Origin of the sequence: Spirosoma rhododendri (assembly GCF_012849055.1) — a bacterium.
In the GTDB taxonomy this organism is placed as follows: domain Bacteria; phylum Bacteroidota; class Bacteroidia; order Cytophagales; family Spirosomataceae; genus Spirosoma; species Spirosoma rhododendri.
The window spans coordinates 198288-223171 of record NZ_CP051677.1 but is presented as its reverse complement, the minus strand read 5'-3'; the positions used below and the strand labels follow the sequence as shown (position 1 = coordinate 223171).

General features: G+C 54.1%; 22 protein-coding genes. 16 read left to right on the top strand and 6 right to left on the bottom strand.

Going from position 1 to position 24884, the window contains the following annotated elements:
• Positions 1-17 precede the first annotated feature (17 nt).
• Positions 18-2249, bottom strand: a complete 2232-nt coding sequence (gene porW / locus HH216_RS00915) for a type IX secretion system periplasmic lipoprotein PorW/SprE (RefSeq protein WP_169549080.1) — start codon at positions 2247-2249, stop codon at positions 18-20.
• 120 nt (positions 2250-2369) lie between these two features.
• Between porW and HH216_RS00910 the strand changes: the two genes are divergently transcribed.
• From HH216_RS00910 to atpH, 6 genes are all read left to right on the top strand, one after another.
• Positions 2370-2639 carry an AtpZ/AtpI family protein gene (locus tag HH216_RS00910; RefSeq protein WP_169549079.1) on the top strand — a complete coding sequence of 90 codons (270 nt, stop codon included), beginning with the start codon at positions 2370-2372 and terminating at the stop codon, positions 2637-2639.
• A gap of 89 nt (positions 2640-2728) precedes the next feature.
• On the top strand, positions 2729-3091 hold the full coding sequence (locus tag HH216_RS00905; protein ID WP_169549078.1) for a hypothetical protein: 363 nt from the start codon (positions 2729-2731) through the stop codon (positions 3089-3091).
• A gap of 19 nt (positions 3092-3110) precedes the next feature.
• On the top strand, positions 3111-4208 hold the full coding sequence (gene atpB, locus HH216_RS00900; RefSeq protein ID WP_169549077.1) for a F0F1 ATP synthase subunit A: 1098 nt from the start codon (positions 3111-3113) through the stop codon (positions 4206-4208).
• Positions 4209-4259: 51 nt separating this feature from the next.
• Positions 4260-4520 carry an ATP synthase F0 subunit C gene (atpE, locus tag HH216_RS00895; protein WP_106136812.1) on the top strand — a complete coding sequence of 87 codons (261 nt, stop codon included), beginning with the start codon at positions 4260-4262 and terminating at the stop codon, positions 4518-4520.
• Between the two features lie 192 nt (positions 4521-4712).
• Complete coding sequence (locus HH216_RS00890) at positions 4713-5207, top strand: F0F1 ATP synthase subunit B (RefSeq protein WP_169549076.1); 495 nt, start codon at positions 4713-4715, stop codon at positions 5205-5207.
• A gap of 6 nt (positions 5208-5213) precedes the next feature.
• Positions 5214-5753, top strand: coding sequence for an ATP synthase F1 subunit delta (gene atpH / locus HH216_RS00885; protein WP_169549075.1), 540 nt, complete (start codon positions 5214-5216; stop codon positions 5751-5753).
• 58 nt (positions 5754-5811) lie between these two features.
• On the opposite strand, the gene HH216_RS00880 is transcribed toward atpH, so the two are convergent.
• The 3 genes from HH216_RS00880 to HH216_RS00870 are packed head-to-tail and all read right to left on the bottom strand — an operon-like array spanning position 5812 to position 7836.
• Positions 5812-6744, bottom strand: coding sequence for a serine hydrolase (locus HH216_RS00880; RefSeq protein ID WP_169549074.1), 933 nt, complete (start codon positions 6742-6744; stop codon positions 5812-5814).
• Positions 6732-7175, bottom strand: coding sequence for a GNAT family N-acetyltransferase (locus tag HH216_RS00875; RefSeq protein WP_169549073.1), 444 nt, complete (start codon positions 7173-7175; stop codon positions 6732-6734). The genes HH216_RS00880 and HH216_RS00875 overlap by 13 nt, the downstream gene beginning before the upstream one ends.
• Positions 7176-7185: 10 nt before the next feature.
• Positions 7186-7836 (bottom strand): Rossmann-fold NAD(P)-binding domain-containing protein, encoded by a 651-nt coding sequence (locus HH216_RS00870; protein ID WP_169549072.1) that lies wholly within the window; start codon positions 7834-7836, stop codon positions 7186-7188.
• 73 nt (positions 7837-7909) lie between these two features.
• Here HH216_RS00870 and HH216_RS25660 point away from each other — a divergent pair, with 73 nt between their 5' ends.
• The 7 genes from HH216_RS25660 (at position 7910) to HH216_RS00840 (ending at position 16914) form a co-directional block, all read left to right on the top strand.
• Positions 7910-8884, top strand: coding sequence for an MG2 domain-containing protein (locus HH216_RS25660; RefSeq protein ID WP_254448627.1), 975 nt, complete (start codon positions 7910-7912; stop codon positions 8882-8884).
• A complete protein-coding gene (locus tag HH216_RS25655) occupies positions 8818-10365 on the top strand; it encodes a TonB-dependent receptor plug domain-containing protein (RefSeq protein ID WP_254448626.1) in 1548 nt (515 codons plus the stop codon). Before HH216_RS25660 ends, HH216_RS25655 begins: the two co-directional genes overlap by 67 nt.
• Before the next feature lie 157 nt (positions 10366-10522).
• Positions 10523-11581, top strand: coding sequence for an SMP-30/gluconolactonase/LRE family protein (locus HH216_RS00860; protein WP_169549071.1), 1059 nt, complete (start codon positions 10523-10525; stop codon positions 11579-11581).
• A 289-nt stretch (positions 11582-11870) separates the two neighbouring features.
• Entirely contained in the window at positions 11871-13880 is a 2010-nt protein-coding gene (locus HH216_RS00855) for a penicillin-binding transpeptidase domain-containing protein (RefSeq protein WP_169549070.1), read from the top strand.
• 95 nt (positions 13881-13975) lie between these two features.
• Positions 13976-15256, top strand: a complete 1281-nt coding sequence (rodA, locus tag HH216_RS00850) for a rod shape-determining protein RodA (RefSeq protein WP_169549069.1) — start codon at positions 13976-13978, stop codon at positions 15254-15256.
• 771 nt (positions 15257-16027) lie between these two features.
• Positions 16028-16336, top strand: coding sequence for a helix-turn-helix domain-containing protein (locus HH216_RS26830; RefSeq protein WP_408641807.1), 309 nt, complete (start codon positions 16028-16030; stop codon positions 16334-16336).
• Positions 16333-16914: an ImmA/IrrE family metallo-endopeptidase gene (locus HH216_RS00840; protein ID WP_169549067.1), complete on the top strand. Its 582-nt coding sequence runs from the start codon at positions 16333-16335 to the stop codon at positions 16912-16914. Before HH216_RS26830 ends, HH216_RS00840 begins: the two co-directional genes overlap by 4 nt.
• Before the next feature lie 320 nt (positions 16915-17234).
• On the opposite strand, the gene HH216_RS00835 is transcribed toward HH216_RS00840, so the two are convergent.
• Both HH216_RS00835 and HH216_RS00830 read right to left on the bottom strand, forming a co-directional pair.
• Positions 17235-17969 carry a LytR/AlgR family response regulator transcription factor gene (locus HH216_RS00835; protein WP_169549066.1) on the bottom strand — a complete coding sequence of 245 codons (735 nt, stop codon included), beginning with the start codon at positions 17967-17969 and terminating at the stop codon, positions 17235-17237.
• A gap of 59 nt (positions 17970-18028) precedes the next feature.
• Positions 18029-19066, bottom strand: a complete 1038-nt coding sequence (locus HH216_RS00830) for a sensor histidine kinase (protein WP_169549065.1) — start codon at positions 19064-19066, stop codon at positions 18029-18031.
• Positions 19067-19297: 231 nt separating this feature from the next.
• On the opposite strand from HH216_RS00830, the gene HH216_RS00825 reads away from it, so the two are divergent.
• From HH216_RS00825 to HH216_RS00815, 3 genes are all read left to right on the top strand, one after another.
• A complete protein-coding gene (locus tag HH216_RS00825; protein ID WP_254448625.1) occupies positions 19298-20365 on the top strand; it encodes a DUF5694 domain-containing protein in 1068 nt (355 codons plus the stop codon).
• Between the two features lie 179 nt (positions 20366-20544).
• Positions 20545-21327, top strand: coding sequence for an outer membrane beta-barrel protein (locus tag HH216_RS00820; RefSeq protein ID WP_169549064.1), 783 nt, complete (start codon positions 20545-20547; stop codon positions 21325-21327).
• Positions 21328-21943: 616 nt separating this feature from the next.
• Positions 21944-24427: an outer membrane beta-barrel protein gene (locus HH216_RS00815; RefSeq protein WP_169549063.1), complete on the top strand. Its 2484-nt coding sequence runs from the start codon at positions 21944-21946 to the stop codon at positions 24425-24427.
• Positions 24428-24884 lie beyond the last annotated feature (457 nt).

The following is a 24884-nucleotide window of genomic DNA, read 5'->3' as shown; positions in this document are numbered from 1 at the left end:
AACTTTAAACCAGCAATTTATTTCTTCTGACTCGCGGCTGCCAGCATCTCCCGGGCGCGGAACAGCAGCGGACTGGCCGGAAAATCGCGGACAAATTCGTTGAGTGCCTGCCGGTAGGCGTCGGGCGTTTGCAGCTTACCAACCAGCAGTACCCGCAGCAGTGCCAGCTTGTCGTTGATCTTCGTACCGGCGTAATCGCCCAGTGCTTTGTCGGCACGAGCCAGCGCTTCGGTCAGGTTATTTTCTTTGTAAAGGTCGTAAATCTGCGTGTAAACAGCCAGAGCCTGCGCTTCACTGTCGCTGCTCTGCGTGGCCGTCTTTCCCGTTAGCCGGGCGTATGACGTGTTCGGGAATTCGGTCTGCAAGCGGTCCTTCCAGGGCGACGCCTTACCCAACTGCTCGTTCGACAGGTATAGCAGGTAATACACTTCGGGCTTCTGGATAGTGCTGGGGTACCGGTTAAGTAACTGCTCGAACGTGCTGATGGCATCGACGGGCTGGTTGAACTGGAACTTGTATAGTTTGCCCAGCTTATACAACGCCGTCTCGACGCGCTGATTTGCCTGAAGCTGTCCGTCGGCGGTAAACGGAATCCGGGCGCGCATGACGTCGCGCTGTGCCTGATTTGCGGATACCGGACCGCCGATCACCGGCGTACCATTTACGGCATCCTGCGGAGTCAGCGGTGCATTCGGGTTGATACTGTTGGCCGATGTCTGGCCGTTCAACGGACTCCCTACGCCAGCTACCGCTTCGGACGCCTGCTTGGTACTCCGTCGCCAGTCGTCTTCGAGTGGCCGGTTGCCCCAGCGCGTCGAAAATTCCTGCCGCCCCTGACTCAGTGCTACCGGATTGTACAGCACCCAGCGCTGATCCGGAGCGAGTTCGGAATTGGTAGCGCCGGGTATGTTGTTGACCCCACCCGATACCCGGTCGGCTATCTGCTGCGCCAGCGCCACCTGCGCTTTATCGGCCTCTTCCCGGCGTTTTATGGCGTCATCGATAACCTTGTTCAGTTCGGTAGGAGAAAGCTTGGCCAGTCGTAACAGACTGTCTTCGGTATAGATCGTGTTTTTATACTGGACAAATTCGTCGAGCGTGTTTCGGCGCGTAAGCAAAGCCGCGTAATCGGCCGACTGACGGGGTAGCTGCGCCAACGCACTGTCGTAGTACGCTTTGGCCTGCGCGTAATCACCTTTTTTCTGGTCGAACAGTCGCCCGATTTCCTGATAGGTGTACGGTACCTGACCCGACGACGGCGACGCCTGAACCGCCTTGCGGTAATAGTCGATACCTTTATCGATGTTGCCTTTGCGCACTTCCAGCACGGCCATCGTCGCGTAAATCTTGTCGCGCAAGTCCGCGTTTTTCCGGTCGGCCAGCATTGTTTCAAACGTCCGTTCCGAGGTAGCTGCTTCCCGAATATCGGTCGATAACCCTTTGCTCTGAATAGCGTACAGGTTGGCGTAAAACAGCTGATCGTAGCTGGGGCGGCTCTTCGCGACCAGTTTGTACTGCGCGACGGCTTTGGCGGGCTGCCCCGACACATCGAACAATTGCCCCGCAATCAGGTGCAGCCGGGCCGTGGCTTCACTTTTGGGCAACACCGGAAACGTCGCTTCCAGAATCGCGGCAGCGACGGCGTATTTCCCCTGTCGTTCGTTCAGGTACGCATTTACCAGATAATAGTCGCGGGTGTTTGTTTTGCTGAGCGGCTGCGCCCGGAGGTACTCGCCCACATTCTGCGCGTTGGCGTAATCGTTGGCTTCCACGTAAGCCCGCATTAGCCCGACGAGCGCCATGTGTTTATCGTCGTCGCTCGTTCCTTTCGTATTGACGTATTTAAACACCTCGATGGCATTGGGCAGATCCTGCTTCAGCAGCCGGGCGCGACCGATAAGAATGTACGCGTTGTCGAGCCACTTGCTGTTCTGATGCCGTTCGGGAATCAGCGACGCTTTTTTGATGGCGTCATCGAGCAGCTGCTTCACCGCCTGACTCTTGGTGGAATCGACCGGCAGCAGAATGGGCAATACCTGACCGTAATTCTCCTGCCGGGTTTTGAATAGTTGCATCTCTGCCTGTTCGACTTCGTCGCGGGCGATGACATAGGCGTTGTAGTGCGCCGTGAGGTTGTGGTAGCCTCTGCTGACGGGTTTCGTGCTATACTGCGAACAGGACAGCAGGCTACCCAGCAGGCCCACGACCGTCAGGAAGAGAAGGAAGGATGACTTGATAAAGCGAACCATTCAGATTAACGATGCGTGGCGTACCCGCACTCAAAACGATGCCGAACCGGATGGATATATGCAACGTTAGCTCAAAGTAACGAATTTTGCCTGACCGACTGTATACCGAACCCTAATTCGATGGAAAACCAGCCCGACGACTTCGCCAACGATCAGCCCCGCCGTTCGGTCGGCAACGACCCGCTGAAAACCCCGACCGAAAAAAGTAAGTCGTTCGTACAGTACAGCGGCATTGCGTTTCAGATGCTGGGCACCATCGGTCTGGGCGTCTGGGTCGGGTTGAAAATCGATGAATGGCAGCAAAACCCGCGCCACATCTGGACTATCGTCCTGTCGCTCACGGCCATTGGCGCATCGCTGTACCTGTTTATTAAGCAACTGACCCGCTGATGGCGGGTTTAAGGTTTGTGGGTTGAGGTTCAACGTTCGATAGCGGGAAACTTCAGACCTTAAACCTTAACCGTTGAACCCAATTATTCATGCTCCGTACAACACTTGTCACCATCGTCTTAGCAATTGTATTTTTCATAGCTGAACGGTACGCACAGGTACCCTGGCTTCATCCGGCCTGGAAAGCGATGCTGATCTTTTTTTTGAGCATCGGCTTTCTGATGCACCGGCTGGTCGATATTGGTTTACAGGGCGATCGGGAGCAGTTTGTACCGATGTATCTGGGTGCTACTGTTGCGCGGCTTGTGCTGTCGCTGCTGTTCACCGGCGTTTTTTTGTATCAGGGCGTCGCTGACAGGCGCACCTTCGTCTTCGACTTTCTTGCACTATATATATTTTACACTGGTTTTGAGATTTGGACGGTGAGCCGTAACTTGCGACGCGATTCATAAACGGGATCAATCGCTTCATATGATGCAGTCGTCAATTAAAAAATTCTTAATCGCTATAACGCTTATCCTGAGTTCGTTAGGGGTAGTGATGGCCCAGGAAGGGCACGAAGGCCATGCGGCCGGTCATGAACCCGCGAAGAAAGGTAAATTCGATGTCGGTGGCATGATTATGCACCACATCAAAGACGACCACGGTTGGGAGTTTGCCCACGGGTTGACGCTTCCGCTGCCTGTCATCCTGTATTCGCAGGATCGGGGTGTTGAGGTCTTCTCATCGTCGCGGCTGGCGCACGATGAAGTGTACAGTGGCTACAAAAACGTTCACGGCAAAATTCACCGCGTAACCGAGTCGGGTGCTATCGACGAAGAAGCCAAGGTTTATGATTTTTCCATTACCAAGAACGTAGCGTCGCTGCTGCTGAGCGCGGTTATCATGCTGCTGCTGTTTTCGGCCGTCAGCAAAGGGTACGCGGCCAACAAAGGCAAAGCACCGAAAGGGGTACAGTCGTTTCTGGAGCCAATCATCCTCTTTGTTCGCGACGAAATCGCCAAAGCAAGCATCGGGCCCAAGTACGAGAAATTTCTGCCGTACCTGCTGACGCTGTTCTTCTTTATCCTGATTAACAACCTGTTGGGCCTGCTGCCGGGTGCGGCTAACCTGACGGGCAACATCGCCGTTACGCTGGTGCTTGCCGTAATCACGTTCCTGATCGTGACGTTCAACGGTAATAAGTACTACTGGATGCACCTTGTTCGGCCGACGGGCGTACCCCTGCCGCTGCTGATCGTTATGATTCCGGTCGAGATTGTGGGTGTGTTTATGAAGCCTATCTCGCTGATGATCCGGTTGTTTGCCAACATCACGGCTGGCCACATCATCATCCTGAGTTTGCTGGGCCTGATCTTCATGGCCAATTCGATGGCGGGCACAACCACGAGTGTCGCTATCAGCCCGGTCGTTATGTTCTTTACCCTGTTCCTCAACATTATCGAACTGATCGTTGCCTTCCTGCAAGCGTTCATCTTTACGCTGCTGACGGCCATGTATATCGGTAGTGCGGTAGAGGAGCACCACGGCCACGAGGCCGACCATGGCACAACGTCTGAGTTGGGCTAACCTTTTGATTTGCAATCTTTTGTTTCACGTTTACCATAAATTCTGTTTATCATGTTTGCAATGTTGATGTCTCTGCTGCTGGAAACCACGGGTAGCATTTCTGTATTCGGTGCCGCTCTGGGCGCAGGTCTGGCAGCTATCGGTGCTGGTATGGGTATCGGCCGGATCGGTGGCAGTGCCATGGAAGGTATCGCTCGTCAGCCGGAAGCAGCTGGTCGTATCCAAACGGCTATGCTGATCATCGCGGCTCTGATTGAAGCCGTGGCCCTGTTCGCAGCGGTAATCTGTCTGCTGGTTGCTACGGCTGCCTAAGCCCGGCAACAGACAGTAAAAAACTGAGTCGGCTGGTTGCGGTAGGCACTGGCACCACGGCTCGCTGAATTGACCAAACAACGCGCTCTGGTGGGGATAGCCCGCTGGAGGGCGTTGTTTAACAAAAGATTGACCGGAGCCACTCGGCACCACCTCAAAATCGACCATCCATAATCTGACTGGTATACATACATGGACTTACTTACTCCTGATCTCGGTTTGCTGTTCTGGCAGCTAGTCGTGTTTCTTGGCCTGTTCTTTATCCTCCGCGTCTTCGCCTGGGGACCAATCGTGTCGAGTCTGCACGAGCGCGAAAACAACATTCAGAGTGCCCTCGACCTGGCCGAAAAGACCCGCGTCGAGATGACGGCCTTGCAGGCCAACAACGAAAAGCTGCTGGCCGAAGCTCGTCATGAGCGTGAAGCTATCCTGCGCGGTGCGAAAGAAACGGCTGACAAAATGGTAGCCGATTCGCGCGAGAAAGCCGAAAGCGAAGGCAAGCGGATTCTGGAGCAGGCTCGCGAAGCCATGCAGAACGAGCGGCAGGCGCTGGTGGCGCAAATGAAGAAGGAAGTGGTTACGCTTTCGCTCGACATTGCGGAAAAAGTGCTGCGCAAAGAACTGAACGACAAGTCGACACAGGAAAAACTGGTGTCGGACATGGTTGCTAACTCACGCTTAAACTAATCGACTATGGCTGTTGCAACGGTAGCATCCCGTTATGCCAAGTCGCTGCTTGATTTGGCAAAAGAGCAGAACGTGCTGGAAGAAACGCATATCGACATGCTGTTTTTTCGGGACACGCTGTCAAAAAACCGGCAGTTGGGACTGATTCTGCAAAACCCAATCGTCCGGGCCGAGAAGAAAAACGCAATTGTTGAGCAAGTATTCGCCAGCCGCTTCAAGCCGCTGACAATGGCGTTCTTCAAGATCATTGCCCGGAAAAATCGGGAAGCCATCATTGGTGATATCGCATCCGAATTCATTGCTCAGTACGATCGATTGAAGGGTGTGCAGCGGGCAACGGTTATCACTACCGTGCCGCTCACCGAGGACCAACGGACGTCGTTCAAAAACATGGTTACCAAACTGGCGGGTAGTAAGTCGGTTGAACTGGAAGAGAAAGTTGACTCGAAACTGATCGGTGGCTATGTGCTCCGCGTCGGTGACCGGCAAATCGACGGATCGATCCGCAATCAGCTGAACGAAATGCGTATGGCACTGCTGAGCTAGGCTGACGCACACATCATAAACAAACGGGCCCGATTCACACGAATCGGGCCCGTCTGCTTTACCACCATTTCTCATACCCGGCGGGTGGTGTCCACGTAGATTTAGGCTCGAAATGACGCCACAACAGCGACCCGACCGTGCGCAATAGCGTAGTGCCTTCATTGCTACGTCCCCAGGCTTCGTCCTGCTGGTGCTTCGTCATCACACAATACACGTACTCGCCGTGGGGGGCATGCACGAGCGCAACTTCCGACCGTGCCTGATTGACCGCGCCGTTTTTAGACGCTACCCGGATATTTGGTGGCAATTGCGATAGTCCGTCGTGATCCCAGTATTGGCGGCTCAGGTTTCGGTACATCTCGTCGCTGGCATCGGGGCTGATGGCTTTGCCTTCCCTGATATAAACCAGCAAATTGGCCAGCTCGCGCGGGGTGGTCTGCCCCCAGCCATGCTGCTTTTGGAAGGCTTCCCGACCGGGTGTACGCGAGTTGACGCGTGTTTGCCGAAAGCCATTAGTGTCGAGCCATTGATTGATGGTCGTGCCGCCCCCGGCCAGCGCCTGACACCACAGGCTGCCCGTGTTGTCGCTGACAGATTCCATAAGCATAACGACCTGACTAAGCGAAATCCTGGCCCCGTCTTTTAACGAACCGACGATACCGTCGTCGTAATGCAGCGAATCGCGGTAGGTCAGTTCCTGATTGTAGGTCAGGTCGCCTTTGTGGATTTTGTCGAACAGGCCGCATTGAATGGGTATTTTGACCGTGCTGGCCGTGGGAAACAGGGAATCGGCATCAATAGCGACTTCCTGCCCTGTACGTAGGTTACGGACATACACCCCGACCTGACCCCGAAAACCGGTGATTGCCTGTTCGAGTGCTTTCGATAGCCGTCGGGTGCTGGCTGATGGGCGAGCCGGTGCTTCCTGCGCATGGGCAGCGGGAAAGGCTGCGTACCACAGAAAAACGAACAGAAATCTCAGGCGGGGCATTGCTTAACCAATTTAAGATGAGTGGGTCGGAAGGCTATCGATTCGTAAAATCGAATGGCGTCAGCACGTTGCCCGTTTGTCGTTACTTCCAGGCTGGCGAGCGTCAACGGCGTAAGGTCGGCTTCCAGCGCTGCCACCAAATGGCGACCGATTTGCTGATTTCGGCAATCCGGGCGGACGTACAGTTCCTGAATCTCGCCCACTGGCCCCGTATGATGCAGCAGATATTGAACGTGGCAACTAACGAAGCCAACAAGTTCGTCGCCCTGCTCGGCGACGCGGTACAAAATTGTTGGCGTGTTCAGGTTATGCGCCCACACGGTATCGAACGCTGATTGATTTAATTCCTGATTCTCTAACTCGCACAGAAAGCGGTAGACGGTTGCCCCGTCGGGCAGGCGGGCGGGGCGAATGCGGGGAGGTAAGCTCATTCGTAATCGGCTAGTAGCCCTGAATAACGTCGGATTCAAAGACGTGTTTGCCAGTCAATCCCTGCTGCGCAGTTGTGAGCATCGCATTGGCAACTTTCGACGCGTCGACGCCTTTGTACTTGGCAGGAATCAGTGGACTGAGCAGGCGCATTGCCCCTTCGGCGAGTTTTTCGAGCAGTCGGTTTTCGTTGCGATGCCCAAGCAGTATAGAAGGCCGAAAAATAAGCAGCGTAGGGTAGTGTAAATCGGTCAGATCGCGCTCAACTTCACCTTTCACCCGGTTATAAAAAAACGTCGACTGCGTGTCGGCACCCATTGACGTGACGATAGAAAACTGCTTCGCTCCCGACTGCTGCCCCATCTGGGCAATATTGAGCGGGTACTGATAATCGACCTTCTGGAAAGCGCCTTTCGAACCTGCCTTTTTCATCGTCGTTCCCAAGCAGCAGAACAGATCGTCGGCCTGAACGGGTAGGGGAGTCGGGGCGTCAAAGTCGAACGGAATTTCGCGCAGGCGCGGGTGCTGCCAGCCGAGTGGTCGGCGGACGAGCACATTGACTGTTTTATACAGTGCTGAGTCGACAAGACGATGGGTGAGCAGGTCACCGATCAGGCCCGTTGCACCGAAAATAAGCGCCGTTTTATCTGTGAGAGCAGCCATGGAGTTAGGAAAGGATTTTTGCTAATTTAGGCGATCTACGACCATTTCCACCCACAACTTGTATTCCGCACCCATGCGTCCCTTCCTCGTTGCCTGCACCGTTGGCGTGCTCGCATTGACACTAGCACTCGTTTCCTTCCGCGTCGACGACGGGTTTACGGCAAAACTGATTGAGCAACTGTCGGCGTACATGCGGCAGCGACCCACTGAAAAAGTATACGTGCAGACCGATCGGGATGTGTACCTGCCCGGCGAAACGGTCTGGCTGAAAGGCTATTTATTTAACGGCATCAACCACGAAACCGATTCCGTTAGCCGGGTACTCTACGTCGATCTGATCGACCCATCGGTGCAGAAGGTCCGGGTCCGGGCGCAATTGCGGGCAACGGGCGGGTATGCACCCGGCCAATTTACACTCTCCGATTCCATACCCGACGGTACGTACGTGTTGCAGGCCTACACGAACTTCATGCGCAATTACCCGGCTGACTATTACTTCACAAAAACGCTGACTGTGCTGCGGGGGACGACGACCCAGGAGCCGCCGGTCAGTCGGGCTGGTGCTAAGCCTGATGTGCAGTTTATGCCGGAAGGGGGGGCGCTGGTAACCGGTGTGCAGAGCCGGGTGGCCTTCAAAGCCGTCGATGCCAGCGGGCGCGGCCTGTCGGTAACGGGCTATGTTGTCGATGCCAGCAAAGACACGCTGACCGGGTTTACCAGCCAACACCTCGGCATGGGATTTTTCTCGATACTGCCAGTTGCCGGGCAAACCTACACTGCTTACATACGAACAGGCGATGGGCCGCTATTGACGTATCCGCTACCAGCAGCATTGCCCCAGGGCGCTACCCTGCAAGTCGATAATTTGAGCAATCGCGACAAAGTGCGGATTTTTGTGCAGCATAATTTTGCTGGTCAGACGGGCGCAATGACGCTGATTGCGCAGGCGCGGGGATTATTTCGCAAACGGCTCAGGTGCCGATGGCGCGGAAAACATCGTCTATCCAGATGCCACGCAGCCAGTTTGCCGAAGGAATCACCCAGCTGACGCTGTTCGACAGCGAAAACCGGCCCATCTGCGAGCGGTTGATTTTTGTGGATCGAAACGAGCGGATGCACATTCAGCTGACGCCCGCGAAGGCGACCTACAAAAAACGGGAACGCGTTGACCTGACCATCACAACGACCGACGCCACCGGGAAGCCCGTACCGGCTAACCTGTCGTTATCGGCTCTGGATGAGCAGCTGACGCCCCGGCCTGACTCGGCCGCCCAGACCATCGTATCGTCGCTGCTCTTGACTTCTGATCTGGTAGGGACAATCGAACAGCCCGGCTACTACTTTGATTCTACCCACGCCGATCGCGCCCACAAACTTGATCTGTTGCTGATGACGCAGGGCTGGCGTCGATTCGTCTGGGCCGACGTGCTGGCCGGGAAAATACCGCCCATAACCTATCCCGTAGAGCAGGGTTTATCGCTGACGGGGCAGGTTCGCCGACCGAATCAAAAGGAAACGGGTGCACCGGTGAAGCTGACGTTTGTGCTGGCCAAACGCGATAGTACGCGCGAATTTCTGACGGGTGAATCCGACGCGGCCGGGCGGTACGGCGCGTATGATCTGGACTTTGTTGATACGACGACCGTGCTGATCCAGGCGGTCAAAGGGAAAGCCAACCGCGACCTGTCGATCTCGCTCGATCAGTTGCTGCGGCCAACGGTTACGCTGACGAAAGTGCCGTATAACCCACTGGAAGTCAGACGTGACGAGCTGGCTGAGTTTATCCGGCGCACCAACGAATACCTGGAAATCGAGCGGCAGATTCGCGACAACCGGGAGGTACTGCTCAAGGCCGTAACCGTGCGGGCTAAACGCGCCGAACCAGTTGACTCGCGCAAAATCTACGGCCGCGCCGATGCGACGGTAAAATTTGACCAGACCAATACGGCTGGCAGGCTCACGGTTCTCGACGTCATTCAGGGGCGTGTGGCGGGGGTGCAGGTGTCGGGTAACGGGTTTGGCGCGCAGGTGCAGATTCGGGGAGCGGCCAACTTCGGTGGTGCCATCGCTCCGCTGTTTGTGCTGGATGGGATGCCCGTGGATCTACAGACGATCAACAGCCTTTCGATACAGGATGTCGATCAGGTCGATGTTTTGAAAGGGGCGTCGGCGGCCATTTATGGGTCGCAGGCGGCCGGGGGCGTTATCGTCGTGCTGACCAAACGCGGGTCGCCCAATTATGACCTGGCCAAAGAAGCCGCGCCGGGAACGCTCGTTGCCACACTGCCGGGTTACACGCCGGTCCGGGAGTTCTACGCACCACGCTACGATGTGGCGTCGAAAGAGCCGCCCCGCCCCGACTACCGCACGACACTGTTCTGGGCTCCCTCTATTCAGACCGACGCCACCGGCAAAGCAACCGTCTCGTTCTTCACGTCGGACAACAAAACAGGGATCCGCTTTAAAGTCGAAGGCACTACCGTCGACGGTAGGGTCGGTGTGGGCAATCAACGTATACAGACTGAGTAGATTATCTCGGCCACCCGGCTCGAATCTGTGAGGAATGACAAAAAGGGCAATGTTGATACGGGTATTGAAGTCCCGGATAAGTGCTGAAAAGAGTAGAAACGGGACGGGTTTGCGGTTTTAGTGGCAAACCCGTCCCGTTTCTTTAGTTCACAATCGTATGCGTATTCAGTCGCCCGCGCTGCTAACTGGCCTGCTACTCACGGTCGGTAGTTTGTCAGTTGCGCAAACACCCAATTACCCAAGCATCGGGCAGGTCGTCCGAACCGATGCCCGAATCGACAACCTGATCCCGAAAGACGCCAAAATCGACGTGCTGGCCAGTGGTTTCGTCTGGTCCGAAGGACCGGTCTGGGTGCGGCCACGAGCGGGGCAGGAAGGCAATTTTCTCCTGTTTTCCGACGTGCCCCAAAACACCATTTACAAGTGGACGGAGAAAGAGGGCATCACGACGTTTCTGAAACCGTCGGGCTACACCGGTCTGGGCCGCTACAGCGACGAACCCGGCTCCAACGGCCTGACCATCGACCCGCAGGGCTACCTAGTCGCGGCCGAGCACGGCGACCGGCGTATCTCCCGGATGCCGCTCAACGGACAAAACGGCAAGCAAACCCTGGCCGACGGCTATCAGGGCAAACGCCTGAGTAGCCCTAATGATGTTGTGGCGCACTCCAGCGGCAGCTACTACTTCACCGATCCGCCCTACGGCATGCCCAACCGCGAAAAAGACACCACTCGCGAGCTGGGTACGAACGTCTACCGCATCAGCCCCGTGCAGGCCGATGGTCGGCGCACGGTATCGCTGGTCGTCAGCGACCTGACTCGACCCAACGGTATCGCCTTTTCGCCCGACGAAAAAACGCTGTACGTCGCGCAGTCGGACGGGAGCAATCCGTTGATTATGGCGTACCCGATGCAGGCCGACGGTATGGTGGGCAAAGGCCGGGTCGTCATCGGTAAAGAACAGATGACAAAGCAGGGTCTGCGCGGTGGTTTTGACGGTATGAAAGTCGATCAGGCGGGGAACATCTGGGCTACCGGGGGTGGGGGTGTAGTCGTGCTGGCTCCAACAACTGGCACTGGTCCCTACGATTTCCTCGGACATATCCGCGTCGGTGGCGCTACGGCTAACTGCGCTTGGGGCGACGATGGCTCAACGCTCTATATCACTGCTGATATGTATCTGTGCCGCATAAAAACCACCGCGAAAGGGTTTTAAACACGGAGGAGCGGAGGTTTCACAGAGTATACAGAGAAGATAACTGTTTCTTTTCGTGCCCGGTCTGTCTCCCCGGCCCCGTCCTAGGTAAGGACACAGATCGAGGGTGTAGCTGTCAAATTCTCCGTGCGCTCCGTGACACCTCCGTACCTCCGTGTTTAGAAAAAAACGTTTATTAAGCGGTAGGTGGCCCATTCTTGACCGAATGCGAAAAGCTTCTTTCAAACTGGCGTTCTTTTCACGTAATTTTGTTGTAGTGGCAATTACCCACCTATAAGAAATTACCTGAATGCTGGAGAATCGTAAGTACGTCGTTATCGGCTTTTTCTGCCTGATTGGGGTACTGTATCTGGCCCGGCTGTTTTACCTGCAAGTGCTGGACGACAACTATTCGCTGGGCGCGTCCAAGAACTCGATCAAGCGCGTTATCGAAGTGCCATACCGGGGGCAGATTTACGACCGTACCGGTACGAAGCTGCTGGTCGACAATACGCCCGTTTACGATCTGTACGTCACCCCGAAGCAGGTGCGCATCAGCGATACGGCGGCTTTCTGCCGGCTGATGAACATTACGAAGCCCGACTTCGACAGCATCATGGGGCTGGCGCTTAACTACTCGAAAGTAAAACCCTCCCTGTTTCTGCGTCGGCTGGCCAAGGAAGATTTTGCCCGTATTCAGGATGCACTGGTTGATTATCGGGGCTTTTCGCCGGTCATCAGTTCAATGCGTACCTATCCGTCGCACACGATGTCCAACGCGCTGGGCTACGTTAGTGAAGTGTCGCGGAAACAGCTCGACGAGCAGGAATATCCATACTACCGGCAGGGCGATTACATCGGGCACGGCGGACTGGAGCAGGAGTACGAACAGCAACTGCGCGGGCGTCGGGGTGTGAAGTTCATGATGCAGAACGTCTACGGCGTCAACAAAGGGTCGTGGAAAAACGGGGCGTATGATACCGTCGCCGTTGCCGGGCAAAATCTGATTACGGGTATCGACGTCGACATTCAGCGGTTTGCCGACAGCCTGATGCAGCACAAAGTGGGTGCGGTAATCGCCATCGAACCGTCGACAGGTGAGATACTGGCGTCGGTATCGGCACCGACCTTCGATCCCGAAATGCTGTCGACACGCTCATTCTCGAAGAGTTATATGAGCCTGCTGCGTAACCCGTACCGGCCCCTGTTCAACCGGCCGATCATGGCGAGTTACCGCCCCGGCTCTACGTTCAAACTAATTCAGGCACTGCTGGCTCAGCAGGATGGTACGCTTTCTCCGCACACCGTTTACGGCCATGCCGGGTCGCCCATGCGCTGCCACTGCCGGGGTGGGCAGGACCTGCGCGGGGCTATTGGTAACTCCTGCAACCCATACTTCTATCAGGTATTCCGCCGGATGATCTACAACAACGCCGAGCGCAACACCTTTAAGGCGTCGGCAATCGGGTTGGCAAAGTGGCACGAAGGCGTCGAGAAGTTTGGCATCGGTCAGAAGCTGGGCGTCGATATGCCGAGCGAAAAGCTGGGGAATCTGCCCGACGTAGCCTACTACGACAAGATGTACGGTGGGGCCAACCTATGGAAGTTTTCGTACGTGTCGTCGCTGAGTATCGGCGAGGGAGAGCTTTTGATCAGCCCGCTCAAACTGGCTAACCTGGCAGCGGCTATCGCGAACCGGGGCTGGTATATTACGCCACACTATGCGCGGGGCTTTGGCCGCGTCGGGGCGGGGTTGCCTGCCCAGTACACGCAGCGGCACGAAACCGGGGTCGACCGGTCGTACTTTCTACCGGTTATCGATGGGATGCGCCGGACGATGGTTAACGGCAGTGCGCGGTCAGTCAATCTGTCGACGATCGATCTGTGCGGCAAGACGGGTACATCGCAGAACGCCAAGTTCGGCCACCGCTACGACCACTCTATTTTTATCGGCTTCGCGCCCATGAACGACCCGAAAATTGCGATTGCCGTTTTCGTGGAAAATTCGGGCTGGGGCAGCGACGTAGCCGCGCCGATTGCGGGCCTGATTGCCGAGCGGTACATTCACAAACGCACCATCTCGAAGCACGTGGCCAATCGGATGATGAATGCTTACTTCCTGCCGCCCATCGAGCGCGTTGAGCCTATCGGCAAACCGGCTCCGCGTCGCCCCCGTACCGATTCGACCAAGGGAACTGATCCCCGCAACGGGCAATCCCCGCGTATCGACTCGATTGCGACGCCCAAACCGCTGGCGCCCAAACCCATGATGACCATAAAGCCCCGCCCCGTCCAGACCGCTGGCGTGGGGGGAAATTAATTAGTAGTTCAAGGGTTAAGGTTCAAGGGTCAATGTTGCCAGCGGGCAAATGCAAACCTTGACCCTTGACCCTTGAACCTTGAACGTACCCAAGGATGCCTCGCAGCAACGATCCATTTTCGCAGGATGTAGACCTGCTCACGCTGGTGCTGTACCTCGGTTGTGTCACGATGGGGTGGCTCAACGTGTATGCCGCCGTGTACAGCCCGGAAGACCATACCAGCCTGTTCGACTTTTCGACGAACGCCGGTAAACAGATGATGTGGATTGGTACGTCGGCCATCCTGATTATCTGCATCATGGTGGTCAACCACAAGTTTTTCGACTCGTTTGCGTACCTGATCTACGGCTTTATGATTCTGCTGCTGCTACTGGTTCTGGTGGCAGGCGCTAACGTGAAGGGGTCGCGCTCGTGGTTTAAAATCGGCTCGTTCTTGCTGCAACCGGCGGAGTTCTCCAAGCTGGCGACGGCACTGGCACTGGCAAAATACATCGATCAGCCGGGGATAAACCTCTCGAAGGGTAAAGATCTGTTGTACGTGGGGGGCATCATCGCGCTGCCCTGCGTGCTGATTCTGGCGTCGAACGAAACCGGGTCGATGCTGGTCTTTGCGTCGTTCGTTATCATGCTGTACCGCGAAGGGCTACCGGGCTGGATTCCGGCCGTCGGTATTACGGCGGTGATCCTGTTCGTGCTGGCGCTCATCTTTCCGCTGCTTTACATTTTTATCGGCATCGTGGTGCTGCTGGCGCTGATCGTGCTGCTGATGCCGCGCTACAACCGGAACGTCAGCAACCTGATTTCGCTGGGACTGGTTGGCGTTGGTATGATGATCGTGGTTGTGGGCGTCGATTTCTTCGTCAACAGTGTGCTACAGAAGCACCAGCGAAACCGGATCAAAGTACTGGTCGACCCGACGGTTGACCCGCTGGGCGTGGGCTGGAACGTGACGCAGGCCAAGATCGCTATCGGCTCCGGACGGTTGCACGGCAAAGGGTTTCTGGAGGGGACTCAGACCAAGTTTGACTTCGTACCCGAGCAAAGCACCGACTTTATTTTCTGTACCATTGGCGAAGAGCACGGCTTCATCGGCAGTCTGGTCGTCATTGCCCTGTTTCTGGGGTTGCTGGCCCGCATCATTGTGCTGGCCGAAAAGCAGCGGAGCCGGTTTGCCCGCGTCTACGGGTACTGCGTCGCCGGGATTATCTTCTTCCACGTCATGGTCAACATCGGTATGACCATCGGCCTGATGCCCGTTATCGGTATCCCGCTGCCCTTCTTCAGCTACGGCGGTTCGTCGCTGTGGTCGTTCTCCATCCTCCTCTTCATCTTCGTCAAACTCGACGCCCGACGCAACGCGCTGGCGAGATGGTAAGATTTGTTATGTACGTTCGATTGTAGAACAGAGAATACAAAAAATGCCCGATATCGGGCATTTTTGAGTATGTAGACAATTGATCGGATAAAACTACTGTTCGATTGCTTCTTCTACCTCCTTATCTGTAGTGTTTTCGACATCAGCTTTAGTTTTTCCTTCTCTTCTTTCACTTTCGACTACAAGATAGAGCACAAGAAAGTAGGCTAATACTGTAAAGAACCTTTGGTGGGGGTACCAGAAATTGATATCAAATGTTGACATCAAGAAGGACGCAACAAGGTAAACGAACAAAGCGGGTAGCACTATAAACGAGAAAACAGATCGGTTCATGATGTTTATCAGTTAAAAGTTGATGGCTACCTGTAATGAATACCCATGTGAGCACTCACTACAGGTAATTGACTTATATACTACGCGTAACTGACCAGTTGCCAGGTAACAGCAGACCGATTATAAGGCGGCATCGTGTTACCCTTCGCAATGGGGGCTGTCGTTGACGATGCAGCCATCACTTTCCAAACTCCGCTTTCAGGGCACGTTGCGCCTGTCTTTGCTTGTGTACCAATTGGTTTTTTCATAGTTGTGATAAACATATGAGACTCGCTACGGTGCGCGTTCATTGATACAACGGCATAAATTTTGTCTTAGTTCCTTTTGGTAGAAAAAATTTATAGTGAATTTAATTCACATTTATCCTGCTACTTTCTCGTACTTATATAGAATTAACTTTGCGCCGTGAACAAGGAAATACAAGAGAAGCTATACAGAATGATAGGCGAGAACGTTAGGAACTATCGGAGCAAGGCAGCATTAACGCAGGATCAGCTAGCCTCCAGAATAGATTTGACGCGCACATCTGTCGCAAAAATTGAGAAGGGTAGACAGCATACCCCTCTGCACTTACTAATAGACATAGCTAAAGCACTTGGGGTAACTTTGGAAGTTCTGATACCCAGAAGTACTGACTACGAACCGCTTGAACAAATAGATGCTTACACTCGAAAAGACATAAAAGACGAAGACAAAAACAGGTTCGACGCGTTTTATGAAGACTTTTTAAAACATCAACGGCAATGAATTTGAAAAGACAAAAGCAAATCGAAAGTGCCGCAAAAGCTCTTCTACAAAAGACTGGTCACTATCCTACGAACTTCTACGAGTTACCATCAGACAAGCAGGGTATTGACGTGAAGACGGTTGCGGAGAAAATAGGAATAGAGGTGCGCGAGTATGACTTTGGCGAAGATGTCTCTGGTGTGCTACTACAACTAAATGGTAAAGTTCAGATCGGATATGCGCCTGAAAATAGAACGGGGAAGAAGCGTCAGCGTTTCACGATAGCCCATGAAATAGGACATTACGTGCTCGAACATCAGCGCAAGGGCGTGTTTATAGATACTCCTGAAAAATATTTTGCCCTTTATCGTAACGCTAATTCATCAACAGGAGAAGACATGCAGGAGCGCGAAGCCAATGCTTTCGCGGCATCTCTGTTAATGCCGCTCGACCTAGTGCGAGAAGGAGTAACCCACTACATGAGTTCAGACATCACACGTAAACAAGATTTTGAACTGGTTCCAAATTTGGCGTCAGATTTCAATGTCAGCAACATAGCAATGAGTATCAGACTGACTAATCTTAATCTACTTTGGTGATCGTCAAACTAAGCTTTTTGATGCATTCATTCTGTAAGATTTCGCCCGGATGTACTGGCGACAACGCTCGTTTTGTGGACAATCGAATCGTATGGTAAACTCAATACGATTGTAGTCTGAGAGTTGACGCATTGCAAGAGGGCTATACGAGTAATTGAATCATTTATGACGCCGGGACGCAGCGGGACATAGTGTAAACGTGTGGGAGTTTTAGTCAAATACAAAAGCTCATAGTAGGTGGATACACTGGCTTCCCTCATAGTACCGTTCATGGCGTCAGCCAACTACGAACTGCGAACCACGAACCACGAACCACAAACTTAACTCTCAATCAGCCGGTAGAAGGCGTCCCGGTAGGTGTCGCCGATGGGGATGACGGCCTTGCCGATGTAGATGCGGTTGCGCTCGACGGATTCGATGTGATTTACCGCGACGATGTATGACTTGTGTACCCGCGCGAACTGACTGGCGGGCAGCTTTTCTTCCATCGTTTTCATGGTTTGCAACGCCAGAATCCGCTCCGTGGGCGTGTACAGCGACACGTAATCTTTCAACCCCTCGACGTACAGAATCTCGTTCAGGCCGACGCGCTGTAATCGGTACTCCGTCTTGACGAAAATAAACTCTTTGCCGGGCTCCGGCGCAACCTGAACAGGGGTGGCTGTATCGGCAGGTGTCGACGCGCTTGTTGGTGGGGCAGGCATTAGTTTTTGAACAGCCCGGTAGAATCGCTCAAACGAGATTGGCTTGAGCAGATAATCGACTACGTCGTGTTCGTAACCGTCGAGGGCGTACTCCGAATAGGCGGTTGTCAGAATCACCCGGCAAGCCTGCCCGGACGCCCCCCGCCGAAGCAGATTCAGAAACTGAATACCCGTCAGTTCAGGCATTTGAATATCGAGAAACACCAGATCGACTTCGCCCCGCTGCACCTGCGTCAGTGCATCGATCGGGCTGGTCGTCGCGCCAACGAGCGACAGAAACGGCACTTTCCGGACGTAGTCGCTCAGGATCGTGTGGGCCAGCGGTTCATCGTCAACAATCAGGCAGCGCATAAAGTCGGTATTTGGTATTCGGTGGGTACAACCACAAACTACGAACTACAAACCACAAACTATAAACTAATCTCCAGCGAGCAGGCATAGCTGTCGGCGGTATCGGTGATGTGGAGTGCGTGTTGGTTGGGGTACAGCAGTTGCAGTCGCCGGCGTACGTTGGTGAGGCCGATACCACCCACGGCGTCGGTCTGGCGAGTGGCTTTTTTGTTGAGGGTGTCGAAGCGCAGCTTACCGTTCTGAACGCTCAGGTCGAGCACGAGCGGATGAGTGGGGTCGGTCAGGTCGCCGTGTTTGAACGCATTCTCCACAAACGAAACCAGCAGCAATGGCTCGATACGAAACAGGTTGACGTTACCCTCAACGCTAAACTCGACATGCGCCTGCGCCACCCGCAGTTTTTCCAGATCAACGAAGCTGTTCAGGTATTGAATCTCCTTGCTCAACGGCACCCGGTCTGGCCCGTTGGTGCTGTCGTACAGCATATACCGCATCAACTCCGACAGTTTCAGGATGGCTCCCGGCGCTGTATCCGACTTCGCGTAGGTCAGCGCGTAGATGTTGTTGAGCGTGTTGAACAGGAAATGGGGGTTTATCTGCGATTTCAGAAACGCCAGTTCCGCCTGATTGCGCTCCGTAAGCAGCGAATCACGTTCGCGCTGATGCACCAGCCAGTCTTCAACCAGTTTAAACGCAACACTTATAGCCAGTGCCGACGGCATGAAATACGCATTGTCCTGAATATAAAACAGGATGTTGACGTCGGACGGATAGTTGGTGAATCCCAGCACGTACCAGTAAATCTCCTGTTCGATCAGGTAACGCGTCGCGCAGAAAACCAGCAGCGCACCAAACGTACCGGGCAGGATCAGCCACCATCGACGCCGGTTCAAAAACGGATTGAGTACCTGTGTATGCTCAAACCAGGCCGCCAGCCAGAACGCGGTGCTGAACGAAAAGCCCAGCGAATTAAACGAGATGGTATCCGTTTTCGGATTGTACGCATTGCTCAGTTGAGCCCCGGCCCAGATCAGGATGTACAGCAGGGTACGAAGGCGGGTGCGGGAATTGAGAAACGAAGGCAGTTGAATGGCCATAAGACGCGGATAAATCGGTGTACGAACTACGTCAGTACCGGGCGCAGCCGCAAGACAAATCGACCAACGCCCGCTTTTATCCGACCAACGGCTTGGGCCCAGTCAGCGGGCGTTGGTCGGGTGACGTACGGGTTTGACGAGGTGTACAGTGGGTTGGTCGAATAGGGTAGGGCCGGGGCTTTTCGGGGCCGCACCTTTGACCCATCAATCACCGCAAAACACCCCGCAATCATGAAAACGCTCATCACTACCGCCATTCTCCTGCTGTCTGTCTTTATCTCGGGTTACGCACAAAAAGCCGATCAGCCCATCGAGGTGCTGATGATCGGTACGTCGCACGGGTACGGAAAAAAGCCGGTCGAGCAGTTCGATTCGATCATCAATAAAGCGTACGCGTTTCGGCCCGATGCCGTGTTCGGTGAATGGCTGTCGGGCGCTGATTACGACGCGATTCCTGATTACTGGAACAAAGCGAACGTTGAAAGACGGCTGGCGTATCTGAAAAGCCGCCCCTACGCCGACACCAAAAACGCGGACAAACTGATTCGGCACTCGTACGAACTGCTGCGTGAGCACCCCAACTTTCATCAGGTTCGTATGAAACTGGCGCGGGCACTGTACCTGAAACGCGATTTCGGCAATGCCGCCTACCAGCTGTACCGGCTCGACCGCGCCCGCCCTGCCTTCGGTGATGAAGAGAAAGCGGCTTACCTGACTATACTGGGCGTACCTGACTCGCTGTACCGCAACCGCACCAACGAATACCATAACATTCTCTTCCCGCTGATCGATAAGCTGGGTCAGGACAAAATCCTGCCGATGGACAGTCAACGGCATGATGTGGCCTGGAGCGCAGCCTGGGGAAAAACGGATTCACTGATTCATACTTGGGAAAAAGGACTGGACTCCAACTCGGTCGACGGAAAGCGGTATATGGCGCTTACAAAGCGGACAAACGAGCTGGAGCAGGCGTCGAATAAGGCGAGCAGTGCGGGTAACGCGACCGCATATTTCAACAGCCCCGACGGCGATGAATACCTCAACATTATGAACTTCTACGGGGCCCGGCGAATGTTTGGCGCGGCTGGTTTTCCCGAAGCGGCCATGAACGAGATGCTTCGTCAGTGGCAGTTCCGTAACGACGATATGGCGCACAACGTAGTCAATCGGGCGCGGGCTGCCGGGGCAAAGCGGGTTGTCGTTGGGGTCGGGGCGAATCACCGTAAAATGATGGTCGACATTCTGCGGACCATTCCCGGCGTGACTGTGCATGAATTCAATTCGTACGACGGAAAGTAATTAATGTGTTGATAGTTAATGGTTTGAAGGTGGTATCGAAAAAAAGATGAAGAATTTTCTCAAGACCATGCAACCGAAAATACACTGACGTACATCTACTGGTCAAAACGGCGGAAGTAGCTACAAGCCCGATTCAGTAAAACACAAGGTTTCAGAAAATCTAAACTGCATACAGCACCATGAACGCATTCAAACACCTCCTCGCTTCGGCCCTGATCGCTACTTCCGCTGCTTCGTTTGCCCAAACCAGCGTCACGATAATCACAACCGAATCCACGGCGGCAAAATCTGACTCTACCGTAGTCGACTCCACAGTCACCAGCTCAACGGTGGGTACCCCCACGACCGTGGTTATCAGCAAATCGACGACTCGCCCAATCGAACGGATCGTCAGCGACTTCGCCATCTACGTTGGCTTCAACAACTTGGGCGGTAATCTGCCCGTCGGTTACGAGCTTCGGCCGCTTGGCTCACGCTTCGTCGCCCTCGCCTGGCAGAAACGAATTCCGCTCATCGCCAGTGGCCCAACCAAACTGCGGCTGATAACGGGCCCCGAGGTCGCCTGGAACAACTTTATGTTCGAAGGGCGCAATGTGCTGACCGAGCAAAACGGGCAACTGATCGTCAAACAGGCCGACACCGGTCTGCGGAAAACCAAACTCGTTACGACACAGCTCAACCTGCCAATGATGCTGAGTGTGAGCACACGATCGGGCTTCTCCATCAGCGCCGGAGCGTATGTGGGCATGCGGCTGGACAGCTATACCAAAGTAAAGCCCGAAGGGGGTTCAGCCGTTCGGAGCCACAACTCCTTCAACCTGAATCCAGTACGCTGGGGCTTTATGACCGAAATCGGTTTCCGGGGATGCGGCAAGTTGTTTGGCCGCTACGAACCCAACAGCCTGTTCCGCTCCGGCCAGGGACCCGATGCCGCCGTTTGGTCAGTCGGTATCAAATTGTAAGATCAGTAACGAGGGCCGTCGCGAATTACAGACGCGACGGCAGCGTATCGCTTATACACCATGTCACAGGGCAAAAGGCAATGCTGACGCCCGGTGAAGAGTAGAGCTGTCAAGTGCGAGTCGGTTTACCCGGCAGCGGCCTGAAGGCTATTAAGTTCTTGAACTTACGGTAGCAATTGCCAAATTCCCTTCGGCCTGTTTACCCCCCAGCCCCCTGAAGGGGGAGTATTCCGCAAATGAACCGCTCCCCCTTCAGGGGGCTGGGGGGTAAACAGGCCAACACTTAAAAACTCTAAAGACAACGATACCAGCCGATAAGCAGACCCACCAGCAGTGCCCCATTTAGCAGAATCAATACCAGGTAGAGAAAAGTCATAAGCAGGGAGTGGATGAGTACGAAAAGTAAGATAAATAATCGCGCTCATGCAACATCCGGCCGCCGAATCTCTCCTTAGCCTGAATTCCCCCGATACGCTCTTGCTTTAGTCCCTTTTAACCATTCGTCAGCCCGATTGAACCACTCGTGTAAGATAAGGTACTTTGCTATGCATACTACCTACCTTTGTTGAGTACTAAGTAATCAAGAGCACGCCTTATCAACACCTGATCCATCGCTATGAAAACGGTATTCTCCTTCCTCTTTTTTACACTCTTTTACGTGTCGGGGGCTTATAGTCAGCCGATTAACCGGGGCACTGTCCGTGGCAAAGTAAACACCACGACCGGCAAAGCCCTGGAGTTTACGACGATGATGCTGCTCAAATCGAAAGACTCGACGCTGGTTAAAGGCGTGGTCAGCGATGTCGATGGCAATTATTTGTTTGAAAACGTGGGTGCCGGTGCCTATCTGGTATCGGCGCAGCAGCTGGGATTCCGCAAAACGTACAGCGCCCCGTTCACCATCGACGAAGCGCAGCCTGCCCTCGAATTACCCGTGCTGGCGATGGCCGACGAGTCGAAAAACCTGACCGAAGTCAACGTGGTGGCGAAAAAGCCATTCATCGAGCAGCAGGTCGACCGGACGGTGCTGAACGTGGAAAACAGCATCGTATCGAGCGGCAATACGGCGCTGGAAGTGCTGGAAAAAGCCCCCGGCGTCACCATCGACCGGCAGAACGATCAGATTCAGCTGAAAGGCAAAGCCGGGGTAATCGTGTATATCGACGGTAAGCAGACGTACCTCTCGCAGCAGGAAGTCTCGAACCTGCTCAAAAACACGCCCAGCGATAATATCGCCAGCATCGAGATCATCACCAATCCGGGGTCTAAATACGACGCGGCCGGTAACTCAGGTATCATCAATATCAAGATGAAGAAAAACAAAAACCTGGGTACCAACGGCTCCGTAATCCTGAACTCGGGCTACGGCTGGGTGCGCGACCTGGACGGGAATTTCCTCAACCGGCCCAAAGGTGGCGTTACGGTCAATCTGAACCACCGCACCAGCAAAGTCAACCTGTTCGGCAACTACACCTACTTCAACCGGACCAGCAACAACAGCAACGAAATAGGTCGGGTGATTACCTACAACGGCCGCACGAACTACTTCGACCAGCGATCGTTCCGGCCCAGCCAAAGCGTCAACCAGTCGTTCAAAACCGGGGCCGATTATTTCATCAGCACCAAAAGCACAATCGGCGTGGTGGTCAATGGCTTCAGCAACAACTGGATGTCGGACGGTGTCAACAAGACGTTTATCCGCGACGAAAACCGGAAGCTTATCAGCCAGCCCATCACCCAGACGGATGCCAACGAGATGCTGAAAAACCTGACGACGAACCTTAATTACAAGTACGATTTTGACGGGAAAGGGCATGAGTGGACCGCCGATGTCGATTACGTTCGCTACAACGGCAACAATAGCAACACGCTCAGCACGGTATACCGCAACGCCGAGGGGGCACTGCTCCGCCCGAACCAGGATGTGCGTAACCGGATGCCATCAACTATCGGTATCTGGGCGTTCAAGACAGACTATGTGCGGCCACTGAAAAACGGATCGAAAATCGAGCTGGGTCTGAAAAGCAGCATCGTCGACACCGACAACAACACGATCTACGATACGCTACGGCAGGAACAGCAGCAGTGGGTGTTCGACGCCAGCCGGTCGAACCAGTTTGTGTACAACGAGAACATCAACGCGGCCTACGCCAACTACGCCGGTAAGATCGGTAAGCTGAAAGTACAGGCGGGTCTGCGGGCCGAGCATACGCACTCGATCGGTAACTCGATCACGATGAACCAACGCATCGAGCGCAACTACCTGAACCTGTTCCCGACGCTGTTCCTGTCGCGCAAGCTGGACACCAACAACGTGCTGAACCTGTCGTACAGCCGCCGGATTCAGCGCCCCGACTACCAGAACCTAAACCCGTTCGTGTTCTACCTTGATCCGTACACCTACCAGCAGGGCAACCCGTTTCTGCGCCCCCAGTACACCAACTCGGTCGAACTGACGCACGTGTACAAAGACAAAATCTCGACCTCGATCAACGTCAGCCGCACCACCGATTTTATCAATGACGAAACGCCCCGGCAGATTCCCGAAAAAGGCATCACCTACGTCACGGCCGAAAACCTGGGTAGCCTCGACAACATTGGCCTGACGGTTAGTATGCCCGTTGCAATCGCGAAATGGTGGAATGTGCAGACTAACCTCAACGGCTACTACCAGCACTACCAGACGTTCTACTCGAATACTCCGTACGAAGTGAAGTTTGTGGCCGTGAACCTATACATGTCGCACAACATCACGCTGAGCAAAACGCTGTCGGCGGAAGTGTCGGGCTGGTACAACTCGGCATCGCAGTACGGCTTCTACCGCGCCCAGCCGATGGGTGCGTTCAACATCGGGGTTCAGAAGAAATTGATGGATGGCAAGGCCAACCTGAAACTGAACGTCAACGACCCATTCTGGATCAACCAGTTTCGCGGCCGGGCCGTCGTCGGCGACATCGACTTCAGCGTGAAATCGCGCTGGGAGAGCCGCCGGATCGCCCTGACGTTCACCTATCGCTTCGGCAACCAGAACGTCAAAGCCGCCCGCGAACGCAACTCCGCCACCTCCGCCGAACAAAACCGCATGAAGGGAGGGAATTAATGAGTGATTGAGTGAGTGATAGAATTAGTGAATGATAGAATGATTGAATAAAAAAAAGATTGCTATACAAATCACTCATTCACTCAATCACTCATTCAATCACTCATTCACTCATTCACTCAATCACTCAATCACTCAATCATTCACCAATTGGACTTTAGTTTAGGTTAAGCAAGTGGAAAGCCAGCCCCGGATTGAGGGCTGGCTTTTTTGTTGGGATGGACTGAGTAAAACCCCTTAAAACAAGATAAGGTCCCCCGAGACGGAGAACCTTATACTGACTATTCCTAAACCCTTAACCTTTTCTACATGAAAAACTAACTTTAACCCTTTACTGTTTCAAAGCCCGCCAGAGCCGACTTCGAATATCTTCTTGAACGTCAGTCAATTTTAATGAACTACGTCCCTATATCTCGTTCACTTGGCAACAGAAATCTCTGTTGGATAAGCGTGTTGC